Genomic DNA, 20,725 nt, shown 5'->3' with positions numbered 1-20,725 from the left:
CAGCTGGTCCATCTGGCCGTGCTCCTGACCGGCCTCGTAGTGGCCGTAGTCGACGTCGCCGTGACCCGTGTCGCCCATGTCGTAGTCGCTCATCGTGTCCCCCTGAGAAGTCGTTGTTGAGCAATACGTTAGGGGCGCGCCGAGACCGACGAATCCCGGAAACGTGCCACCACGACGGCACGTCAGCGGCGGGGCTGGGGGGTCAGCAGCGGGGGTGCGGACGGCGGCTGGAACGGGGGCGGGTTCTCGATGCCCGCGGCGCGCTCCAGCAGCGCCACCAGGCCGGCTCGCGTCGCGACCACGACCATCGTGTGGGTGCGGTCCAGCGTGCGCCAGCGGTTCTGCTCCGGGGCCCAGAAGGTCTGCACGCCCACGCCCAGGCCCGCGCGGCCGGTCTGGACGGCGACCAGGCGCACCAGTCCCGGCTCGCTGACCGCGCGGAAGTACTGCCCTTCGAGCTGGGAGCCGGCCCCGACGGGCACCTCGGCGACGAGCAGGACCCGGCGGCCGACCGGGATGGTGTCGATGACCTCGCTGCCGACCATGGACGCGGCGAAGGCCGGCGCGGCCAGGTACGACACGCTGCGCGAGAGGTTGATGTCGAACGCGGTCTTGATGCGCTGGGCGAACTCCTCCTCGAACAGGCGCAGCACGACCCGCAGGCTGGTGTGGAGGTTGCGGCCGATCAGGGCGGCCTCGAGGTTCGTCACGTCCGCGGTCGTCACCACGACCAGGCAGCGGGCCGTGGCCACGGACGCGGCGGTGAGCGTGTCCGGGTTGGTGACGTCGCCGATGATGACCGGCAGGCCGAGGTCGCGGGCGACCTGGACGCCGCGGGCGCGTTCGTCGCGGTCCACGGCCACCACGTCGATGCCGAGGTCGTTGAGCTCCCGCAGCACCCGGGTGCCGACGTTGCCGAGGCCGACCACGACCACGTGGCCGGAGAGGGGCTCGGTCAGGCCGCCGGCCGCGATCGCCAGGCGGGCCTTCACCACGATGCCGACGACGGCGGCGGTGATGGCGGGAATGACGGCCACGCCGACGACGACCAGCACCACGTCGACCGCCTGGGACAGGACCGGGGCGTCCTCCTGCGGGTTGGCGCCGCCGAGCGCGGTGAGCACGGCGAGGTACAGCGCCTTCCAGGCCCCGACGTGGCGCACGGCGGCCACCGCGATGGTGCCCAGCGCCAGCACGCCCGCGATGCTCGCCAGGATTCGGCGCAGGCCGCCGCCGATGAGCAGCCGCGACAGGCGCATCGGGTGGCGGTGGCGGGGGCGCGGCGGCTCGGCGTCGCGGTTGCCGTACACGCTCGTGAGCACGAGATCGGCGCGCTCCTCGTCGGCCGGCAGGGTCTCGTTCTCGGCCGTGATCGCCAGGCCGCAGCGCACGTTGCCCGGGTTGGCCGCGGCGCGGTCGAGGGCCATGAGCTGCTGGCCGTCGGAGAGGCGGATGGTGGTCGGGTTGCTGTCGCCCAGCGCGGCGGCGACGAAGGCGGGCGCGGCGATCTCCGAGGCCGAGAGCACCGAGCAGTTGGAGAGCCGCTCGACGATCCCGGCGCCGAGGCGGGTGTTGAACATCCGCAGCACGACCCGGACCGACGGGTCGACCTCGCGGGCGATGAGGGCGGCGTCGACGTTGGCCACGTCGTCGGTGTCGAGGAACGCGATCGCGTCGGCGTCGGTCAGGTCGGCGGTCTCGAACACGGCGCGGGACGGCCGGCGGGCCTCGATGAGCACCGGGCGGCTCAGCGGGTCGTCGTCGGCGCGGATCTCGGCGATCTCAGGTGCCTGCCCGGCGGTGAGGTCGGGGACGATGACCGTCACCTGGGCCGAATACGTGTTGATCAGCTCGCCGACCAGCCGGCGGGCGAGCGCGTTGTCTCCCCAGACGACGAACTTGCGCACGGCGCCGATCGTAGCGACGAAGTGCTACCCGCAATGGGGCGGCAAACCGACCAGAAGATTGACGTTGTACAGCAGGATCGCGTACTTCCCGACGTCGTGGCGCTCCACCGGGGCGCCCCACATGTGCTCGGCCTGCTCGGGGGTGCCGTAGAACGGGCGGTCCTTCTCGAACACGACGAACCGGGCGTCGTGCGCGCCGGCGTCGTACATCGAGTCCTTCGACTGCCAGCAGAACGGCACCAGCCGGTCCCCGCCGCCGACCACGGGCGCGACCACGACCTTGTGCTCGGTGGTCACGGTGATGTTGTTCGAGGCCCAGTACGCGCCGAGGCCGTAGGACAGGCCCCGCTCGCCCAGGTAGTCCGCGGCCTCCTGGGCCTCGGACGGCTCGGCCCGGGGCGGCGAGTAGATCACCACGGTGAGCGCGAAGACCGCGAGCACGGCCGCGAGCGCGCCCCGCCCGATCCGCACCGTCCGCCCGGAGGCGCCGGAGGCCAGCCAGGGACCGGCGTAGCGGGCGGCCAGGGCGGCGGCCATCGGCAGGACCGGCGCGATCTCCCGGGCCGCCATCAGGTCGACGGAGATGGTGGAGACGATCTCGGCGCCGAGGTTGCAGGTGATCGCCGCGATCATCACCGAGTCCACCCGGTCGGCCGTGCCGCGCACCGCGCGTACCAGCGTCACGACGAAGGCGACGAGGGCCACCGCGAACCCGATCAGGTGCAGCAGCGAGAGCAGGATCTCGAACCCGGCCAGGTGCCAGCCGGGGCGGTGGGTGCCGAAGATGACCCCGACCATCCGGGCGGTCATCCAGGCCCGGTGCGGCCAGTCCGACAGCGGCGCCAGCTCGATCGGCGGGTGCGGCGACTGGAACGCGCCGAGCGCGTCGAGCAGGTGGCGGAAGCCGCGCGAGACGACCACCGAGACCACGGCCGCGGCGACCAGCGACAGCTCGTAGAGGCGCTCGCCGCGGCGGATGGCCCGATAGGCGCAGACCACGGCCAGCGGTACGGCTCCCACGAACGTGATGAGCGGGTCGCCCATCGCGCCCCAGCCGAGCAGCAGCGCGACCAGCACCGGGGTCCACACGCGGTGCCGGAGCCGGTCGAGCACGAGCCAGGCCAGGACCAGCGGCACCGCCGAGCCCGTGTGGTTGGGGGAGGACAGCAGCGTCTGGTATCCGGTGCCGGGGACGGGCAGCAGGAGGATCGCGACCGCGACCGCCACCCGCAGCCAGGCCTCCCGGCCCTCGGCCCGGCCCTTGGCCAGCGCCGCCGCGACGAAGACGATCATCGTGTAGGTGATGGCGGCGGTCACGTGCACCTGGTCGGCCGTGACGCCGGTGAACCACTGCACGATGCCGTACTGCACCAGCTCCGTCGGGTAGAAGGACACGTCGGAGAGTGCCCAGCCCTTCAGCAGCGGGTTGCCGTGGAACATGTCCCAGGCCTGCAGCGCGTTGCTCGCCCCGTCGCCGTTGATCGGGAACGCGCGGGCCGTCCGCAGGTACGCCAGGAACAGCCCGACGGCCACGACAACGGACCCGGCCCCGATCATCACCCTCTGACGCACCCGGGCAGGGTACCGGATCTACCCGGATCACCCGTATTCGTCGGCCAGCTCCCGGTAGGCGGCCAGCACCACTTCCGTACGCGAGACCAGGTCGGGCTCCGGCCGCGAGCGCAGCGACCCGAGCAGCGCCTCGGCCGCCGTCACCCGCAGCCGGGCCCGGGTCTGCGCGGCCCGCTGGTCGAGAAAGTCCTGGCACAGCCCCGCCAGCCGGCGCAGCTGCCCGGCCCGCCGGCGCACCTCGGCATCGACGTCGGTGAGCCGCTGGACGATCTCGGCCTGCCGGTCGGTGACGGTGCTGAACAGGCTGCCGGCCCCGATCGGGTCGCCGACGGAGGCGCGCAGGTCCCGGTCGGCCGTGCGCAGCTCGCCGCGCTCGGCGAGGGCCTGAGCCAGATCCCACAGCGCCCGCTCCAGCGTCGGCGTCGGGTCGGCCGGGTCGCCCAGCCGCTCCAGCGCCGGCCAGGTGAGCCGGATGCGGTCGGCGTTGGCCGCGGCCGCCTCGAACTCGGTGCGGTCGCGCGGGTCGGTCAGGTACCGCCGCAGCGCCCGCCCCCGCCGCGTCGGCGTGCGCACGAGGGTGTAGCCGGCCAGCATGAACACGGTCGACGCGACGAGCGCGAGCACCCCGCGCACGGCCGCGGGCGGGTCGATCCAGTGGATGGCGAGCGCCACGGCCGCCGCCGCCGTGAGCCCCAGCGCGTAGAGCGCGTGGACCCACCGGTCGACCGGCCAGAACGGTCCGGCGTCGACCTGGGCCGGACCCGATCGGGGCCCGGTCTCGTCGCTGATCGCGGCGAGGCTGCGCTCCACCGCGTTCCCGCCCCGCCGCAGCACGCCGACACGGAAGCCGCGCAGGTAGTCGATCACCGCGCGCTCCGCGTCCGCCGGGTCCGCCGGGTCCGGGCGGCCAGGCTCGCGACCACGAGCGCGATCAGGGCCCCGAGCACGCCCCAGGCGACCCCGCCGAGCACCGCCGCGGCCGACGCGGCCGGGATGGACAGCGGGCCGAGCCGCCCCGGCAGGTGCTGCGCGGGCGCGGCGGCGAGCGTGACGAGCGCGGCGGCGGCCAGGCCCAGCAGCGGGGCGTACGGCTGCGGCACCAGGGCGGCCAGCACGGCCGTCAGCAGCACCCCGAGCGCCGGCCCGAGCCACGGCAGGACGGTCAGCAGGCCGACCGCGACCGCCGCGGCCTGCGGATGGGCCACTCCGCACGCGGACAGGACCGGCCAGGCGACCGCGGCCGCCAGCGCGCCCCACAGGCATCGGTGGGTGGCGGCGGTCGCGGTCCCGGCGACGCGGGCCGGACGGGAGCCGGAGCGAAGCAGCAGCACCGGCTCCGGCATCGGCTCCACGACCCGGACCGCACTGCCTTTCACAACAGCCGCAGCTCGCGCGCGCGTTCGACGGCCTCGCGCCGGCGCCCGGCGTGCAGCTTGCGGTAGATGTTCTTGACGTGCGTCTTCACGGTGTTGACCGAGACGTACAGCGTGGAGGCGATCTCCAGGTTCGACATGGTGCCCTGCAGGTAGCGCAGCACCGTGAGCTCCCGCTCGGTCAGCGGCTCGACGAGGTTGGTGTCCCCGCCCCGCGTGCCGCCGGCCAGCGGCGACGAGCCGGCCGCGAGTTCGGCCGCGAGCGGGTGGTAGACGGGCAGCAGCGGCGCGAAGTTGGCCAGCAGGTCGCGCACCGGGTGCCCGCCGACGAGGAACGGACGGCGGAAGCTCTCCTCCTCGGCGATGTCCAGCGCCACCTCGAGGCCCCGCAGCACCCGGTTGCGGTCGCCCAGCGTGCGCCCGGCGAGGCTGGTGAGGATGGCCGCCTGCACGGTCCAGGTCAGCGCGGTGTCGACGGACGGGGTGGCGAACTGCGCCGCGGTCGTCGCCGCGGCCGCCGCCTTGCCCTCGATGAGCGCGGCCGAGGCGTCGACGCACGCGGCCCAGCCGGGGAACACGTCCGGGTCGCCGCCGGTGGCCACGAGCCGCCGGGCCGCGCCCAGGTCGCCGCCGCCGATGCGCAGCTCCGCCTCGGTCAGCGCGAGCGCGCGCTCGACCGCCGGGGCCAGCGCGGCCCCGCCCAGGTCGCGGCGGGCGGTGTGCAGCACCTCCAGCGCCGCGGCGAGCCGCCCGGAGCCGTGGCGGAGCTTCGCGCGGACGGTCGCGATCGACACGAGCAGGTCGGCGTCCCCGGCCGCGAGGTCCAGCGCCTCGTCGAGCAGCCGGTCGGCCTCGGCGATGCGGTCCCACTCGCCGTAGACGCCGGCGAGCGCCATCCGCACCCAGCCCAGGTCGACGGCGTCGGTGATGCCGAAGCGGTCCGCGGTCACCAGCGCCTGGCGGCCGAGCCGGGCGCTCGCACGCAGCCGCCCCCGCAGCGACTCCAGCACCGCGAGCCGGCTGGCCGCGCACACCTGGGCCTGGGCCAGTCCCGCCCGCTGGGCCAGGACCAGCGCGCCGTGCAGCGGTGCCCCGGCCGCGCCGAGCTCGCCCAGGCGCAGGCGGGCCTCGCCCTCGTCGAGCAGGGCCAGGGCCCTGGTTTCATCGTTATTTGCCGATATTTCGGACAACTCGGCGAGCATCCGGCGCGGGTCGCCGCCGAGCCACGCCTCGGCCACCGCGAACGCGCGGAACATCGGCGTGGTGTGCTCGTCGAAGTTGCGGATGCCACCGGCGCGGCGCAGGAAGTCGCGGGTCCCCTCGAGGTCGCCCACCCGCAGCCGCTCGGCCGCGAAGGCCAGCGGGAGCCGGGAGTCCGTCGACTCCTCGGCGGCGGGGGCGTGCGGGGCCGACTCGTGCGGGCGGTCGTAGCGCACCCCGGCCAGGATGTCCGGCCACCCGCGCTCGAGCGTCTCGACGGCGCCGGACCAGTCCTCGGCCAGCAGCGCGTGGCGCAGCGCCTCGGCGGGCAGACCGTAGGCGCCGTGCCACGCGGCCGCCCGCCGGTGCAGCTCGGCGACCCGCTCGGGGCTGCGGCGCAGCAGCTCGGCGTGCAGGGTGCGGGCGAAGAGGGGGTGGAAGCGGTACCAGCCGCCCGGGCCGGCGTTGCGGGTCAGGAACGTGTTGGAGCCCTTGAGCTCGGCCAGCACGCGGGCGCCGTCGTCGCGGCCGGTGATCGCCTCGACCAGGCCGGCGTTGAGCCGGGGGGCGATCGCCGTCTCCAGCAGCAGCCGCCGCGTCTCGGCCGGCAGCGGGTCGATCACCTCGCCGGTGAGGAAGTCGCCGACCGCGGTGCTGAACGGGCCGCCGTCGTCGAGCACCCGCTCCGGCTCCGGGTGCCCGCGCATCGCCATCGCGGCGAGGCGCACCCCGGCCGGCCAGCCCTCGGTGATGGAGTGCAGCGAGTACAGCGTCGCGCTGGGCAGCACCACGTCGTGCGCCGCGAGCAGCTCGGCCGTCTCGGCGATGGTGAGCGAGAGGTCGTTCGTGCGCATCTCGGTCAGGGAGCCGTCGACGCGCCAGCGGTACAGGGGCAGGGAGGGGTCGCGGCGGCACGACAGCACCAGTCGCAGCCGGCCCATCCCGTGGCGGACCAGCGCCTCGAGATCGGCCAGCGCGCCCGGGTCGCTGATCTCACGCACGTCGTCGACGACCACGACGTGGGGCCGCTGCAGCTCGTCGACGACCCGCAGCAGGTCGTCGCCGTCGCGCTTGCCGGGCCGCTCGGCCTCCGACAGCGCGCCGAGCAGCTGCCCGGGCACGTCCGCGCCCCGCTCGGCGTGCGAGGTCACCCAGCGCACGACCGGCGGCTCCCCGCCGTCGCCGAGGCGCACCGTGCGCGCCCAGGCGACCAATGCCGCGGTCTTGCCCCATCCGGCGGGCGCGGTCACCAGCGTCAGCGGCGCACGCACCGCGGCGTCCAGCTGGGCGACGACCCGCTCCCGCAGCACGTAGCCAGGCGGCAGGTCCGGCACCGCCACCGATGGTGGCGCCGTGTAACTTCGGCGATCCTGCTGTACCAACGCTTGTGACACCCGTGCCCCCCGAAATCGCTTTCCCGGCCGCGCTTTTCCACTCGTCTTTCATCCGGGCTGAACGAGTTGAGCAAAGCATCGGCGCACGCTGCGCCGCCTCACCCGGCCCGGGTGGTCCACCCGCTCCTGGTCCGGCGATTTCCCTTGTGTGCCAACGGTTCCATTGACACCATTGCAACGCCGCGCCGCCTGCCGGAGCCTCACCCGAAAAGGATGACGCGTGCTCACCACGATGCTCGGCAGCGTTGAGCGCTGCCGCCCGCGCAATCGAGACGCGGGCGTCGGGGAGGAGGACCAGCGAGCATGAGCGCGGTTGTGGGCGAGATCGAGCTGAGCCCCGCAAACGGATTCGAACTGAGCCTGCGGGGCTACCACCGCGCGCAGGTCGATCGGTACATCGCCACCCTGCAGATGCGCCTCACCACAGCGGAGACGGAGCTCGCCGCGGCCCGCTACCGCGAGCAGCAGCTGACCGGCCGGGTGGAGCGCCTGGGCGCCGAGCGTGCCCAGTGCACCTGCGCGGACGAGTCCGCCAAGGTCGTCGGCGGGCGCATCCAGCGGATCATCGAGCTTGCCGAGGAGGAGGCCGGCGCCCTGCGGGCCCAGGCCGAGCAGGACCTCGACAACGCCCGCGCGGCCGCCGAGGCGATGCTCGCCGACGCCCGCGCGCACGCCGAGGACGCCATGCGCGACTTCCAGAGCGCCCTGGCCCAGCGCCGGGCCGAGGAGGCCCGCGTCGAGGCGAACCGGCGGGCCCAGTGGGACGCCCGCCGGCAGCGTCAGCGCGAGGCGGCCGAGAACCTCCTGGCCACCACGCGCTCGGTCGGCACCGACACCGTGCAGGTGGCCCGGCGGCTGCTCGACACGCTCATCGCCGAGCACACCAAGCTGCTCGCCGAGGTGGAGACGGCCGAGAAGGGGATGGCCGACCTCTCGTCGGCGTGATGGCGATCCGGCAGGTGCTTCACCCACCGTGGGTGAGGACGCTTCACTCCGGCAGAGGCCAGGATTGCTTTTGTGACAAGGCAAACGACGGACGGAACAGGGCCGGTGACTGCTGCATCGTCCACTGTGCTCCGTCCGGTCCCGCCAGCCGCGGGCGTCGCGCCGTCGGTGGTCCCCGGCGCGACGGACCCAGCTGGGTCGTTCGGTGAACACCGTCGAGCAGGGGGTACTCGACGGCCCAGGAGTCAGCGGTGAACACGGCCCGCGTCCTGAGCACCGGCCGGCCTTCAGCGAGGGCGGCGGGAGCCGATGGGTGGGCGGCTGATCCGGAGGAGGCCGCCCACCCATCGCAAGTCACCACATGAACGAGGACGGCGCGCTCCCAGGCCCGCGCCGTCCTTTTTCCTTTCTGTCTTTTCTTTCTGTCGTCGTGAGGGGCCGTCGTGAGGGGCACGGCGTCCTCGCTGCTGCACCGGCTGCGGCACGTGCTCACCCCGCACTCGCACGACGCTGCGGACAAGGTCGACCCGGCGATGGAGGGCTCCCGCGAGGGCGTCCGGGCGCTGTGGATCTCCTTCGCCGGGCTCGGGCTCACCGCGGTGCTCCAGGCGCTCGTCGCGGCCTGGTCCGGCTCGGTGGCCCTGCTCGGTGACACCCTGCACAACGCGGCCGACGCGCTGACGGCCGTGCCGCTGGGCATCGCCTTCCTGCTCGGCCGCCGCCCCGCGAACCGGCGGTACACCTACGGCTACGGCCGCGCCGAGGACCTGGCCGGGATCGTCATCGTGCTCACCATCGCCGCGTCCGCCGCGCTGGCCGCCTGGGCCGCGGCCGACCGGCTCGCCCACCCCCGGACCGTGACCGGGCTGCCCTTCGTCGCGGCCGCGGGCCTGGCCGGCTTCGCGGGCAACGAGCTCGTCGCGCGCTACCGCATCCGCACCGGCCGGAGGATCGGCTCGGCCGCGCTCGTCGCGGACGGCCTGCACGCGCGCACCGACGGCTTCACGTCCCTGGCCGTCGTGCTCGGCGCCGCCGGCGTCGCCCTGGGCTGGCCCTGGGCCGACCCGCTGGTCGGGCTGCTCATCACCCTGGCGATCGTGGTCGTGGGCAAGGACGCGGCGCGCGAGGTGTACCGCCGCCTGATGGACGCGGTCGACCCCGCGCTCATCGCCGCCGCGGAGGCGGTCCTGGCCGCGACCCCGGGCGTGCTGCGGGTCTCGGCCCTGCGGATGCGCTGGATCGGCCACCGCCTGCACGCCGAGACCGACCTGGTGCTGGCCCCGGACCTGACCCTGGCGCGGGCGCACGAGATCGCGGTGGACGCCGAGCATCGCCTGCTGCACGCGGTGCCCCGGCTGGCGGCGGCGACGGTGCACCCGGACCCCGAGTCGGCCCACGCCCACGACCCCCTGGAGCACCACCGCCATCCCCCGGCAAGACACCAGCACCGGCACTGACACGAAGAAGCCCGGCGACGCGAGTCGCCGGGCTTCTCGTACTTGCCGCGGGTGCTGCTCAGAGCGGTGTGCCCGGGCCCGAGGTGGGAGCCTCGGCGGCGTCCTCGGCGCGGTGGGTCGCGGCCGTGCGGCCGGACGACGCGGGCGAGTCGGCCTCGTGGGTGTGGGCGGTGGGGCGGGGCTGGTTGATCGGGAACTCGGTGTCCCGCGGCTGGTGATCGGCCCGGTGCACGCCGCCGGCCGCAGCCGGGGCCATGACCTCGCTCGGCACCCAGTGCACGGTCAGCGCGTACAGCACGATCACGTCCAGCGTGATCATGAGCAGCGACCAGACCGGGTACGCCCCGAGCCAGCCGATCTGCGACAGCGCGTGCAGCGCGACGATGACGATCGCCGTCACCCGTGCCACGTTGTTGCGCATCAGCAACCCGGCGCCGCACACCAGCAGCAGCGCGCCGAAGACGATCATCACGATGCCCAGGCCGGTCAGGTTCACCACCACCAGGCTGTCGCCGTCGATGAAGGTGACCTGCCGCCGCAGCAGCGCGACGAGCCCCTCAAGGATGTTCAGCACCCCGATCACGGCGAGCAGGACGCCGGCGAACATGATCCAGCCGAACCAGGCGGAACTCCGCGCAGTACCGCGCGAGGTACCGGTATCAGCCATGTCGTTCTCCTTCCGGGATGGGCCGCGGCGGACAAGAGAGGAGGCGCCGCGGCCGAATCCGGCGAATCTCGTGTGGCGACCTCCCTCGATCAACGGTGCTTTTGCAAGAGATCGTTCGGCTTGCCCGGATGAGCGGGCATCACCCCGCGGGCATGAAGGTCTCCGGTGCCGGTCCTCACCCCGGGTGGGTGAGGACCAGTCACCCCCGGTCGTTCGCACAATGCGCTCGTGGAGATGGCCTGGATCCCCGGTGGCACCTTCGCCATGGGTGCCGAGGGCTTCTATCCGGAAGAGGCGCCCGTTCGCAAGGTCGCCGTCGACAGTTTCTGGATCGACTCGCATCCGGTGACGAACGCCGAGTACGCCCTGTTCGTGCAGGAGACCGGCTACGAGACGCTCGCCGAGCGCGATGCCGATCAGGGGCCGCCGGGCTCGATGGTGTTCGTCCAGCCGCCCGGCCCCGTGCCGCTGCGCGACTGGCGTGTCTGGTGGGAGCTGCGGCCGGGCGCGTCCTGGCGGCACCCCTTCGGCCCGGGCACGGACATCCGCAAGCGCTCGGCTCACCCCGTGGTTCACGTCGCCTACGAGGACGCCGCCGAATACGCGCGCTGGGCCGGCAAGGAGCTGCCCACCGAGGCCGAGTGGGAGTTCGCGGCCCGGGGCGGGCTCGAAGGCGCGCCCTACCCGTGGGGCGACGACCCGGAGCCGGGCCGCGCCAACATCTGGCAGGGCATCTTCCCCTGGCTGGACCGCAGCGACGACGGCCACGGCACGAGCCCGGTCGGGGCGTTCGCGGCCAACGCGTACGGCCTCTTCGACGTGGTCGGCAACGTGTGGGAGTGGACCTCGGACTACTACCGCTCGGGCAACGCGCGCTTCGGCGAGGCCGAGGGTGAGATGCCGCAGAACCCGCGCGTGGACGTTCCACCGGGGGCTACCGTGTTCAGCAGCCGGGTGGTGAAGGGTGGCTCCTACCTCTGCTCGACGGGGTACGACCACCGCTTCCGGCCCGCCGCCCGCCAGCCCGAACCCATCGACAACGGTAGCTGCCATGTCGGCTTCCGATGCGTTCGGCGACAGGCCCCCGGCGGCACGTGACCAGGCGGCCCTCACGCCCCAGTTGATCACGCACCGTATTTGTTCACCCCCTGCGGGTGAGGCGACATCACCTTTTGTCGCCTCACAATCCCGTGGTCATCCGCCGTGCTGCGGTGGGTGGGAGGGGGCGAAATACGTTGGGGCAGAAAACGCTCGTAGACACCATCACCCGTCCCGCACTGCACTTCGCAGTGCCCGAGCCGCCCCGCTATCACGTGCCGCGACCGCGTCTGCTCGACGCTCTGGATCGCGCTGTGGCGGGGCCTTTGACATTGATTTCCGCTCCGGCGGGGTGGGGCAAGACCACCCTGCTGGCCGAGTGGGTGGCGGCCGGGCGAGCACCCTGGCCGCTGGCGTGGTTGACGGTGGAGGCGCACCACGGCCCACGCTTTTGGGAGCACGTGCTCGGCGCCGTCACCCAGGCGACCGGCGAGGAGCCGGGCGAGGCAACCGCGGCCGACGGCCCGGGTGAGGCACTGGAGTCGCTCGTCACCCTGCTGCGCCGGGCCGGGCCGCCGGTGGTGCTGGTCCTCGACGACCTGCAGGAGCTGTCGGTGCCCCGCGTGTGGGGTGAGCTCGAGACGCTGCTTTCCCAGGCGGGTGACCGCCTGCGTCTCGTGATCGCCTGCCGGACCGATCCGGCGCTCACGCTGTACCGCTTCCGGATCCGCGGCGCCCTGAGCGAGCTGCGCACGGGTCCGCTCGGCTTCACCCTGGACGAGACCGCGCAGATGCTGCACGCGCACGGGGTGAGGCTGGCCGAGTCGGCGCTCGTGGAGCTGCACGCGGTGATGCGAGGGTGGGCAGCCGGCCTGCGCCTCGCCGCGCTCGCGGTGCAGGGTCACCCCGAGCCGGACAGCCTGATGCCGCGGTTCGCCCTGCAGGATCGGGCGCTGGGGGAGTACCTGGTCGGCGAGGTCTTCGACACGCTGCCGGAGGACGTCCGCGAAGTCGTGCTCTGCACCTCGGTGCTCGACCAGGTCAGCGCCGAGCTCGTGGAGGCGCTCACCGGCCGGGTGGACGGCGCCCGCATCCTGGCCCAGCTTGAGCACTCGAACCTCTTCGTGGTGCAGGGCAGCGGGAACACCGGGATGTACCGATGTCACCCGCTCTTCGGCCTGATGCTCTACGACGAGCTGCGCCACCGCCGGCCCGAGCAGGTGCGCCAGCTGCACCGGCGCGCGGCCGACTGGTTCGCCGCGCACGACCAGCCCGCGGACGCCCTGCGTCACGCCCTGGCCGCGCGCAACTGGAGCCAGGCCTCGGACCTGCTCGCCGCGAGCTGGCAGGAGCTGGTGCCGGGCGCCCGGCTGCGCACCATCAAGGAGCTGGTGCCGCCGCCTCCGCAGGAGGTGCGCAACGATCCGAAGCTGGCCCTGGCCTTCGCGGCCGAGCGGCTCGACGCGAGCGACCCGCAGGGCACGGAGACGTTCCTGCACCTGGTCGAACGCTCGCAGCACGCGCTGGTCGACTCCGCGCGCGCCGAACTGCGCCCGATTGTCGACAGCTTTCGCATGGCCGAGGCCCATCAGAGCCAGAAGCCTGATCTGGTACTGGCGACAGCGCCGCTGCTGCTGCGCGACGACACCGGCCTCGACGACCAGGACAAGGCCCGCATGCGGGCGCTAGCCCTCGTCGCGGTCGGCGGGGCCCGGCTCATCCAGGGCGACCTCGGCGCCGCCGAGCACGCGCTGCAGGAGTCGCTGCACCTGGCCCGCCGGTGCGGGAGCGTCCAGTCCCAGCTGGCCGCGCTGCGCCAGCTCGCGCAGCTCAACGCGGCCCGGGGCCGGCTCACCGCGGCCCTGCGCTACGGCAAGGAGACGCTGGCGCTGGCCGACCGCGAGGGGCGCACCCAGGGCAGCGACGTGGTGTGGGCCCAGCTCACCGTGGCCGAGGTCTGCTACCTGCAGGCCCGTGTCCAGGCGGCCGGGCACTACCTCGACCGGGCGCTGGACGGCGGTCTCGCCGATCCGGCGCTCGTGGCGGTCGCGACCATGACCCGTGCCCACATCCGCGCCGCGACGGGGGATGCGCGGGCGGCGTGCACGGAGCTGGCCGCGATCCGGCGGCAGCTGGCCGACTGGCGGTACACGCCGAGGATGCAGCACTGCGTCACGCTGGCCGAGGCCGAGCTGCGGCTCGCGGCGGGCGACACCGAGGCGGCCAAGCGGCTGCTGACCCTGGAGCCGGTCGAGATGCTGGCGCCCTGGCTCGGCGTGGTGCGCGCGAAGGCCCACCTGGCCGAGCGCCGGCCGGCCGCGGCGCTCGGGGCGGTGCAGCCCTACCTCGAGCCCACGACGGGTTCGCTGGTGTGGACGGTCGACGCGAACCTCACCAGCGCCCGCGCCCTGCGCGCGCTCGGCGACCGCTCCAAGGCCGGCCGGGCGCTCGAACAGGCCCTGCGCCACGCCGACGACGAGGCGATCCGCTGGCCCTTCGTGGCCGGTGGGCAGCCGGTGCGGGAGCTGCTGGTGACGTACCTGCCGGCCGGCAGCGGCTACCGCGGGCTGGCCGAGGAGATCGCGCAGGAGCTCACCGGGTTCGGGCGCGCCCCGGCCGCGGCGGGGGAGCTGGCCGAGCCGCTGACCGAGCGGGAGCTGGCGGTGCTGCGGTACCTGCAGGGCACGCTGTCGGCGGGGGAGATCGCCTCGATGCTGTACGTCTCCGTCAACACGGTGAAGACGCACATGAAGAACATCTACCGCAAGCTCGGCGTCGGCCGCCGGCGGGAGGTGATCGAGCGCGCTCGTGAACTCAACCTGCTGTAGCGCCCGCCGTCGCTAGGAGCGCGGACCCGATCCCGGGGCCGCGCTCCTTTTTGCGTTGCCGTTCCCACCGTGTTCCCACCGGGTCGCTGTCTTCGTTCCCACCGGGTCGCTGTCTTCCCGCCGGGGTGCGAGTGGCCCCCGGTTTCCCGGCTCCCGCGCCGGCCGCCGACCCGAGTCCCGCCCCGCCCGCAGCGATAGGGGCCAGGACCGCCGGCCCGAACCCGCCCCGACTCGGCGCACAAAGCGAAGCGGCGGCGGCCCCCTGGGGAGGGCCGCCGCCGCTTCGGGCGGGGAGTGGACAGACTCAGCGATTCACGTACGGCCGCGCGCCGATGGCGGCGAGCTCCTCGGCCGCGATCGCCTCCTCCTCGGCCAGGACCAGCGGCAGCGGGTCGATGAGCGGGTCGAGCGACTCGAGGGAGGCGCGCTGGACCGGCATGGCCGCGTCGCCGGCCGGCACGGTGGCCTGGCCCACGGCGCGCACCCAGACCGTCGGGGTGTCCCCGACGAGCTCCGCCTCGACGGTCTCCTCGAGCAGCGCCGCGCTCACCGGCGCCCCCACCAGCGCTTTGACGACCACCGTGTCGTCCTGGTGGCCGCAGGCGGGCGGCTGCATCGGCGACGGGCCCGCGACCACCTCGGGCGGCAGGAGGTCGATGGTGATGATGTCGTCGCGGGAGACGCTGTGCCGCACCGGCGGGCGGCCGGCCTTGTGGCGGCCGCGGTACGCGTCCGAGCGGCTGTTGCGCCGCAGGGTCAGCTTCGCCGTGGGCGCCGGGCGCGCGGGCATGACGCGATCGTCCGGCGCGGCCACGACGCTGCCGCGCGGTACCGTCAGGATGAACAGGATGATCACGTCCAGCGTGACCATGAGCAGCGACCACGCCGGGTAGGCGCTCAGCATGGCCAGCTGCGAGATCGCGTGCAACGCCACCACACTCGCGGCCACCGCCTTCGCGCTGGGGCGCTTGGCCCGCAGCGCGATACCGGCCCCGGCGAGCATCGCGCCCAGCGTCACCGTGGCCGCGGCCCAGGTGCCGGCGCTGGTGAACGCCACATCGTTGCGGTCGAATCCGACCTTGTCGCCGGCGAATCCCACCAGCAGTCCCTGCGCGACGTTCAGCGCGCCCACCAGCGTGAGCATGGACGTTCCAAACGCCCGAAATTCCTTGACCCGCATCCGCCCGTCTTCTCCTCGTTCTCACATGACGGCGTACAACGATGAGGCCGTGCCGATCCCCGGTTCAGCGAACCGAGGACCAGCACGGCCCTATATCCCCCGTGAACTTGTTCCCCCCGGAACAGGCCCGACCCGTGGTGCCCGGTCCCGCCGCCCGCGGGACCGGACACCGGCGCAGACCCCTCCACGCCGGTCCCGGGCTGCCGGTTGATCCCGCCCGCGGACGTGGGCAGATCCCCCGGCCTTCCCGTTCCCGGACTTCGGCGCCTGCCGTAAGCCGGCAACGTGTCGTGCCTGAGAACATGATTCGAGCGGCCCGGGTGAATGCGGATCACCCTCGATGGGTGAACGGCCGGGTGGCGGCTCTACACCGGCTCGGCGGCCAGCAGGCACGCGTCGTCGTCGGGGTTGCCGCGGGGCGCGCAGTCCAGCGCGGTGCGCAGCCGCTCGCCGGGGGCCGAGCCGCGCACGGCCACCCCCACCTCGTCGGCGAGGCCCTGCACGCCCTGGTCGATCGCGCGGTCGCGGCGCTCGACGACGCCGTCGGTGAACATCAGCAGCAGGTCGCCCGGGTCGAGCACCACGCAGGCGGTGGGGTAGGGCGCGGCCGGGTCGACGCCGAGCGCCATGCCGAACGGCTGGGCCAGCGCGCTCACCCCGGCCGTGGTGGCCCGCAGGATCGGCAGGTGCCCGGCCCGGGCCCAGGTCAGCGAGTGATCGGCGGGGTGGAAGCGACCGCACACGGCGGTGGCCAGCACGGTCGACGGGCGGCGGCAGAGCATCCGGTTGAGGGCGGCCAGGATCGCGCCCGGCTCGTCGCCGGCCAGCGCCAGCCGGCTCATCGCGGCTCGCAGGCGCAGCATGGTGGCGGCGGCGGGCCGGCCGTGGCCCATCACGTCGCCGACCGCGAGCATCACGTCCCCGCCGGGCAGGGGCGTGCTGAGGTACCAGTCCCCGCCGACGGGCCCGGAGTGCCTCGCGACGGCGTACCGCACGCCCACCCGCACCCCGTTGACCTGCTCCCGTAAACCGTTCATGCCGGATATCGTGGCCCCGCCCGGGCCCCGGCCGACTCGCCTGCGGCGGGTGAGGGCCTAGATGATGCTCAGCGCGCGTCCACGTCGCACGGCGTCGCGGCGGCGGCTGACGCCCAGCTTGCGGTACACGTGCCGGACATGGGTCTTGACGGTGTTGGTCGAGACGCTCAGCACCGTGGCGATCTCGGCGATGGAGAGCATGCTGCGCAGGTACTGCAGGACCAGGGTCTCCCGCTCGGTCAGCGGGTCGATGATGTGCTCGGCGGCCACGTCGAACGCGCCGGTGACGGGCTCGGCCTCCTCCTCGGCCTCCTCATGTTCGGCTTCCACGTGTTCGGCCTCCTCCCGACGGACTTCCTCACGACGGGCTTCCTCCTGACGGAACTCCGCATGCTCGGCTGCCTCATGGCCGATCTCCTCGCGGCCGACCCGGCGAGTCATCACCGCCCCCTCGAGCAGCGCGGCGATCCACGAGCCGTGCCCGGCAAACGGCGCCCGGATGCCCTCGGGCGCGGCCAGCCGCAGCGCCCGCTCGATCTGCTCGGTCGCGCCGGCGAGGTCGCCGAGGCGGTGCCGGGCCTGGGCCAGCATGACGCTCGCCGCCACCGCCACCACCAGCGAAGCCGCCACCGGCTCGGCGAGCAGTCCCTCCAGGGCGTGCTGCGCCGTCTGCGGCCGGTCCGACGCCAGGGCCACCCGGGCGCGGGCGAGCGCCACAACGGGGGCTCCGGGCCGGTGCCGGTCGAGCTCGTCGAGCACCGCGCGGGCCTTCTCCGGCTGCCGCTCGGCCAGGCACAGGTCGGCGTGCAGGACGCGCGCGGTGAGCTCGGCGGCCGGCGGCAGGGCGCCGATCCGGTCGCCCAGCACCGGCTCCAGCGCCTCCGCCGCGCCGGCCGGGTCGCCGGAGTCGAACAGCAGCAGGGCCAGGCTCAGAATGCCGCTGAGCCAGCCGTGCGGGTCAGGCGGCGCCTCCGCGGTGATGCTCTCGTCGAGGTGGAAGCGCGCCTCGTCGAGCCGGCCGCGGACCCGGCAGATGGTGGCGAGCACCAGCCGGGCGTCGCTGATGTTGCGCGACTCCGCGATGCCCGCGTCCCGGCTCGCGTCCAGCACCCGGCGCGCGCACGCGGCGGCCGCCGAGAGCCGGCCGCGCCGCAGGTGCACCAGCGCCTGCAGCCGGTTCGCCTGCACGACGAGCAGGGGAAAGCCGGACTTGCGGGCCAGCGCGTTGCCCCGCTCCAGGGCCGCGTCGGCATCCTCGACCGCGTCGCGGGCGATCCCGGCGCCCGCGAGCGTGAGGTGCGCGCTCGCGCGGGCGCCGTCGGCCGCGTCGGCGTAGAGGTGCTCGCCGCCGGCCTCCTCGACGCGCTCCAGCAGCCGCTCGGCCGCGTCCGCGAAGCGGTCCAGGTCGTCGGCGGCGATCGCCTCGGCCATGCGCATGGCCGCCAGGATCTCGGCGTCCAGCGGGGCCGGCGCCTCGCCCAGCGCCCGCTCGCCGAGCCGGATGAAGGCCGACATGGCCGCCGCGTCGCCGGTGTCGCGGCAGCAGATGGCCAGCGCGAAGGCGAGCATCGGGCGCTCGGCGATGTCCTGTGGAGGCTGCGGGCCGGTTCGCAACGCCATCGCGCGCGACCCCGACCCGCAGAGCTCCGGCCAGTACTGCAGAAATAATCGCTCGGCGCTCACCCAGTCGGCGCCGAGGACGGCGTGCACGACGGCGTCGCCGGGCAGCCCGTTCGCGGCATACCAGCCGGCCGCCGCCCGGTGCAGGCCGCGCTCCTCGGCGGCGAGGGTGGTGCGCACCTCGGCGCGCAGGACCGCGCGCAGCAGGCGGCGGTAGCGGTACCACGAGTGCGAGCCGCCGTAGAAGGTGGCCAGCGCGTCGGACCGGCTCGCCTGGGCCAGCTGGCGGGTGCCGTTGCGGCTGCCGGCCAGCGCCTCGACCAGCCCCGGGCAGACCGTCTCCACGATCGAGGTGCGCAGCATGACCTCGTGCACGTCGGGGTCCAGGTGGGCCAGGATCTCCCGCTGCACGTACTCGGTCAGCCCCACCTGATCGTTCGGCCCGGCCTCACCCGCGACCAGGTCGGTGACGACCCGCTCGGGCTCGTGGCGGCCGACCATCGCCGAGAGCGCCACCGCGACGGCGGCCGGCCAGCCCTCGGTCACGTGCCACAGCGCGTGCTGGAACTGCCGGGCCAGCCGCACGTCGAGCCGGTCCGCCAGCCCGGCGATCTCGGCCTGGGCGAAGGCGAGGTGGTCGGCGCGCAGCTCGGTGAGCTGGCTGCGCACGCGCCAGCGGTACAGCGACAGCGGCGGCTCGCTGCGAGCGAGCAGCAGGAAGCCGATGCGGTCGCCGAGACGCGTCATCAGCCGCTCGACCCGGCGCAGCACGGTGCGGTTGGTGACGTTGTGCAGGTCGTCGAGGACCACCACGGGGCGCTCCGGGAGCCGGCCGCCGGTCCACGCGTAGGTGGCGGGGTCCAGCGCGATGCCCGCGGCGTTCAGGGCCGCGGTGAGCTGGCGCCACGCCGCGGCGCCGCAGTTCGGCTCGAACCGCACGTAGGCGATGCGCCCGGGCGGGCGCCCGGCGCGGATCCACGACGCGGCGAGCACGGTCTTGCCCCAGCCGGTCGGCGCGCAGACCAGGGTGACCGGCTGCTCCACCGCCGCGTCGAGCTGGTCGAGCAGCCGCCGGCGCTCCAGGTGTACCGCGGGCAGGCCCGGCACTTCCCGGTCGGGCACGAACTCGACCGGCACCGGCCGCACCTCCAGGGGCCGCGCGGGGCCGGCCCAGCTCGCCGAGCCGAGGAACCGCTCGGCGGCGTCGTTGTGCGCCAATCTGCCAAGCGTGGTTTCGCCGTGGTGGCTGGTATGCACCGTCACTCCCGAAGAGGCGGGTCTACGACGTGCCCGGACTGGCACCTTCCCGTTCCAGATCGGCCATGTTCGACGTCGAACACGATAGAACCCGGACCCGGTTTCGTGGAGTGTTTCATCGAATTCAATCGATGCCCAAAGCCGTGGAGGGTCCCCCGTTTCCCCGCTCGCCCGCGTGATCCATAGAGATCTATCGATTTATTGCCACTGTGCAGCGCACGGCGCGTGCGCGATTGCGCCGCCGAATGGGGGGTCTTTGCCCGAATATTTCGGCGAGGTTGCTCGCCGTCGGCCGCGCCATGGCTACCGAGCGTGATTTGCCGTCGTTTACGTCTGGGTAGCGTCACGCCGACCGTGTGTGAAAACGCAGGCGAATGGCGCCCTAACACGACGGAGTTCGGGCCATTACGTACGATCCCGGCGTGTTGCTGCGCCAACTTCCCGGCTAGGCTCGGGACGTTACTCGGAAATCCAACCTACGGCCGCAGGTTCTACTCCAAATTACACGCGTGTCATCAGTGTTATTACTCTGAGATTGAGATCGTCTTACTCAAACCCGTGCCAACCTGCAAATTGCATCCGGAAAGGCCGCGCACAACGGGCGATTCGGACTGCGGGGCGGGCCGGTGACAAATGCCAGTCGTCGATGGGCCGCGAGCGCGATGGTGGCATAAGTGGAAAATGTCCGATAAATCCGAATCGAAAAGGCCAGACATTTCCGCGCGCCTTATCGCGAAGCGGCGGTTCAGCTCGCCTGGGCGGCGGCGTCGTCCTCGGCCACCGGAATGCCCGACGCCTGTGCGAACGCCGAGAGACCCTGCAGCAGGGCCGCGCGGTCGTCCGGGGACATGCGCCGCAGCACCGCCGCGATCGTCTCCTGGCGCTGCCGGCCGAGACCGTCCAGCAGCCGGTGCGCCGTCGGGGTGAGCACGAGCCACACCTCGCGCCGGTCGCGCTCGTCGGCGGTGCGGCGCAGGAGGTCGGCGGCCTCCAGGCGGTCGCACAGGCGGCTGGCCGAGGAGGGCGCGGTGTGCAGGGCCACGGCGAGCTGGGTCAGGTTGACGGACCCGGCCTGGTCGACGACGCCGAGCACGCGCAGCTGGGCGGCAGACACGCCGGAGTTGTCGTTGGCCGCGCTCGTGGCCAGGACCAGCGCCTGGCTCGCGGCATCCGCCAGGGCCGCCGCCCGGGCCAGGTCATCGTGGCTCGACGGGTGCGGTGAGGGTCGGCTCCGCACGTTGTCCTCCGGG

Annotated in this window: 14 protein-coding genes; 4 read left to right on the top strand and 10 right to left on the bottom strand. The window is 73.7% G+C overall.

The genetic code is table 11. The features are described 5' to 3' along the window. Positions 1 to 182: 182 nt before the first annotated feature. From ABT369_RS54950 to ABT369_RS54930, 5 genes are read right to left on the bottom strand one after another with little or no spacing between them, the layout of a single operon-like run. Complete coding sequence (locus ABT369_RS54950; RefSeq protein WP_350626223.1) at positions 183 to 1,907, bottom strand: potassium channel family protein; 1,725 nt, start codon at positions 1,905 to 1,907, stop codon at positions 183 to 185. 24 nt (positions 1,908 to 1,931) lie between these two features. Then, entirely contained in the window at positions 1,932 to 3,479 is a 1,548-nt protein-coding gene (locus ABT369_RS54945) for a hypothetical protein (protein ID WP_350626221.1), read from the bottom strand. 27 nt (positions 3,480 to 3,506) lie between these two features. Further along, on the bottom strand, positions 3,507 to 4,346 hold the full coding sequence (locus ABT369_RS54940; protein ID WP_350626219.1) for a hypothetical protein: 840 nt from the start codon (positions 4,344 to 4,346) through the stop codon (positions 3,507 to 3,509). Then, the gene (locus ABT369_RS54935) at positions 4,343 to 4,831 is read right to left on the bottom strand and encodes a hypothetical protein (RefSeq protein ID WP_350626217.1); all 489 of its coding nucleotides are present in this window, start codon (positions 4,829 to 4,831) and stop codon (positions 4,343 to 4,345) included. The genes ABT369_RS54940 and ABT369_RS54935 overlap by 4 nt, the downstream gene beginning before the upstream one ends. 20 nt (positions 4,832 to 4,851) lie before the next feature. After that, the gene (locus ABT369_RS54930; RefSeq protein ID WP_350626215.1) at positions 4,852 to 7,386 is read right to left on the bottom strand and encodes a helix-turn-helix transcriptional regulator; all 2,535 of its coding nucleotides are present in this window, start codon (positions 7,384 to 7,386) and stop codon (positions 4,852 to 4,854) included. A 363-nt stretch (positions 7,387 to 7,749) separates the two neighbouring features. Here ABT369_RS54930 and ABT369_RS54925 point away from each other — a divergent pair, with 363 nt between their 5' ends. Together ABT369_RS54925 and ABT369_RS54920 are read left to right on the top strand one after the other, a co-directional pair. After that, complete coding sequence (locus tag ABT369_RS54925; protein WP_350626213.1) at positions 7,750 to 8,391, top strand: hypothetical protein; 642 nt, start codon at positions 7,750 to 7,752, stop codon at positions 8,389 to 8,391. A 443-nt stretch (positions 8,392 to 8,834) separates the two neighbouring features. Then, a complete protein-coding gene (locus ABT369_RS54920; protein WP_350626211.1) occupies positions 8,835 to 9,848 on the top strand; it encodes a cation diffusion facilitator family transporter in 1,014 nt (337 codons plus the stop codon). A gap of 58 nt (positions 9,849 to 9,906) precedes the next feature. Here ABT369_RS54920 and ABT369_RS54915 read toward each other — a convergent pair whose 3' ends face one another. Next, the gene (locus ABT369_RS54915; RefSeq protein WP_350626209.1) at positions 9,907 to 10,515 is read right to left on the bottom strand and encodes a DUF7144 family membrane protein; all 609 of its coding nucleotides are present in this window, start codon (positions 10,513 to 10,515) and stop codon (positions 9,907 to 9,909) included. 228 nt (positions 10,516 to 10,743) lie between these two features. Here ABT369_RS54915 and ABT369_RS54910 point away from each other — a divergent pair, with 228 nt between their 5' ends. Continuing rightward, complete coding sequence (locus tag ABT369_RS54910; RefSeq protein WP_502891956.1) at positions 10,744 to 11,613, top strand: formylglycine-generating enzyme family protein; 870 nt, start codon at positions 10,744 to 10,746, stop codon at positions 11,611 to 11,613. 56 nt (positions 11,614 to 11,669) lie between these two features. Beyond that, positions 11,670 to 14,381, top strand: coding sequence for a winged helix-turn-helix domain-containing protein (locus tag ABT369_RS54905; protein ID WP_350626207.1), 2,712 nt, complete (start codon positions 11,670 to 11,672; stop codon positions 14,379 to 14,381). Positions 14,382 to 14,685: 304 nt separating this feature from the next. Here the strand turns inward: ABT369_RS54905 and ABT369_RS54900 are convergent, their stop codons facing one another. The 4 genes from ABT369_RS54900 to ABT369_RS54885 form a co-directional block, all read right to left on the bottom strand. Further along, positions 14,686 to 15,561 (bottom strand): DUF7144 family membrane protein, encoded by an 876-nt coding sequence (locus ABT369_RS54900; protein WP_502891955.1) that lies wholly within the window; start codon positions 15,559 to 15,561, stop codon positions 14,686 to 14,688. Positions 15,562 to 15,926: 365 nt separating this feature from the next. Next, complete coding sequence (locus ABT369_RS54895; RefSeq protein WP_350626203.1) at positions 15,927 to 16,598, bottom strand: PP2C family protein-serine/threonine phosphatase; 672 nt, start codon at positions 16,596 to 16,598, stop codon at positions 15,927 to 15,929. A gap of 57 nt (positions 16,599 to 16,655) precedes the next feature. Further along, positions 16,656 to 19,436, bottom strand: coding sequence for a winged helix-turn-helix domain-containing protein (locus ABT369_RS54890; RefSeq protein WP_350626201.1), 2,781 nt, complete (start codon positions 19,434 to 19,436; stop codon positions 16,656 to 16,658). Positions 19,437 to 20,220: 784 nt separating this feature from the next. Further along, on the bottom strand, positions 20,221 to 20,712 hold the full coding sequence (locus ABT369_RS54885; protein WP_350626199.1) for a MarR family transcriptional regulator: 492 nt from the start codon (positions 20,710 to 20,712) through the stop codon (positions 20,221 to 20,223). Positions 20,713 to 20,725: the final 13 nt, after the last annotated feature.

This window comes from Dactylosporangium sp. NPDC000244, assembly GCF_040300725.1.
In the GTDB taxonomy this organism is placed as follows: Bacteria; Actinomycetota; Actinomycetes; order Mycobacteriales; family Micromonosporaceae; genus Dactylosporangium.
Note: the sequence above shows the minus strand (reverse complement) of the source record. Positions and strands in the feature narration are given on the sequence as shown.

Bases quoted from the DNA above. Each gene is read 5' to 3' on its own strand.
- ABT369_RS54900 (WP_502891955.1), bottom strand. From the start codon at position 15,561: ATGCGGGTCAAGGAATTTCGGGCGTTTGGAACGTCCATGCTCACGCTG.
- ABT369_RS54915 (WP_350626209.1), bottom strand. From the start codon at position 10,515: ATGGCTGATACCGGTACCTCGCGCGGTACTGCGCGGAGTTCCGCCTGG.
- ABT369_RS54895 (WP_350626203.1), bottom strand. From the start codon at position 16,598: ATGAACGGTTTACGGGAGCAGGTCAACGGGGTGCGGGTGGGCGTGCGG.
- ABT369_RS54925 (WP_350626213.1), top strand. From the start codon at position 7,750: ATGAGCGCGGTTGTGGGCGAGATCGAGCTGAGCCCCGCAAACGGATTC.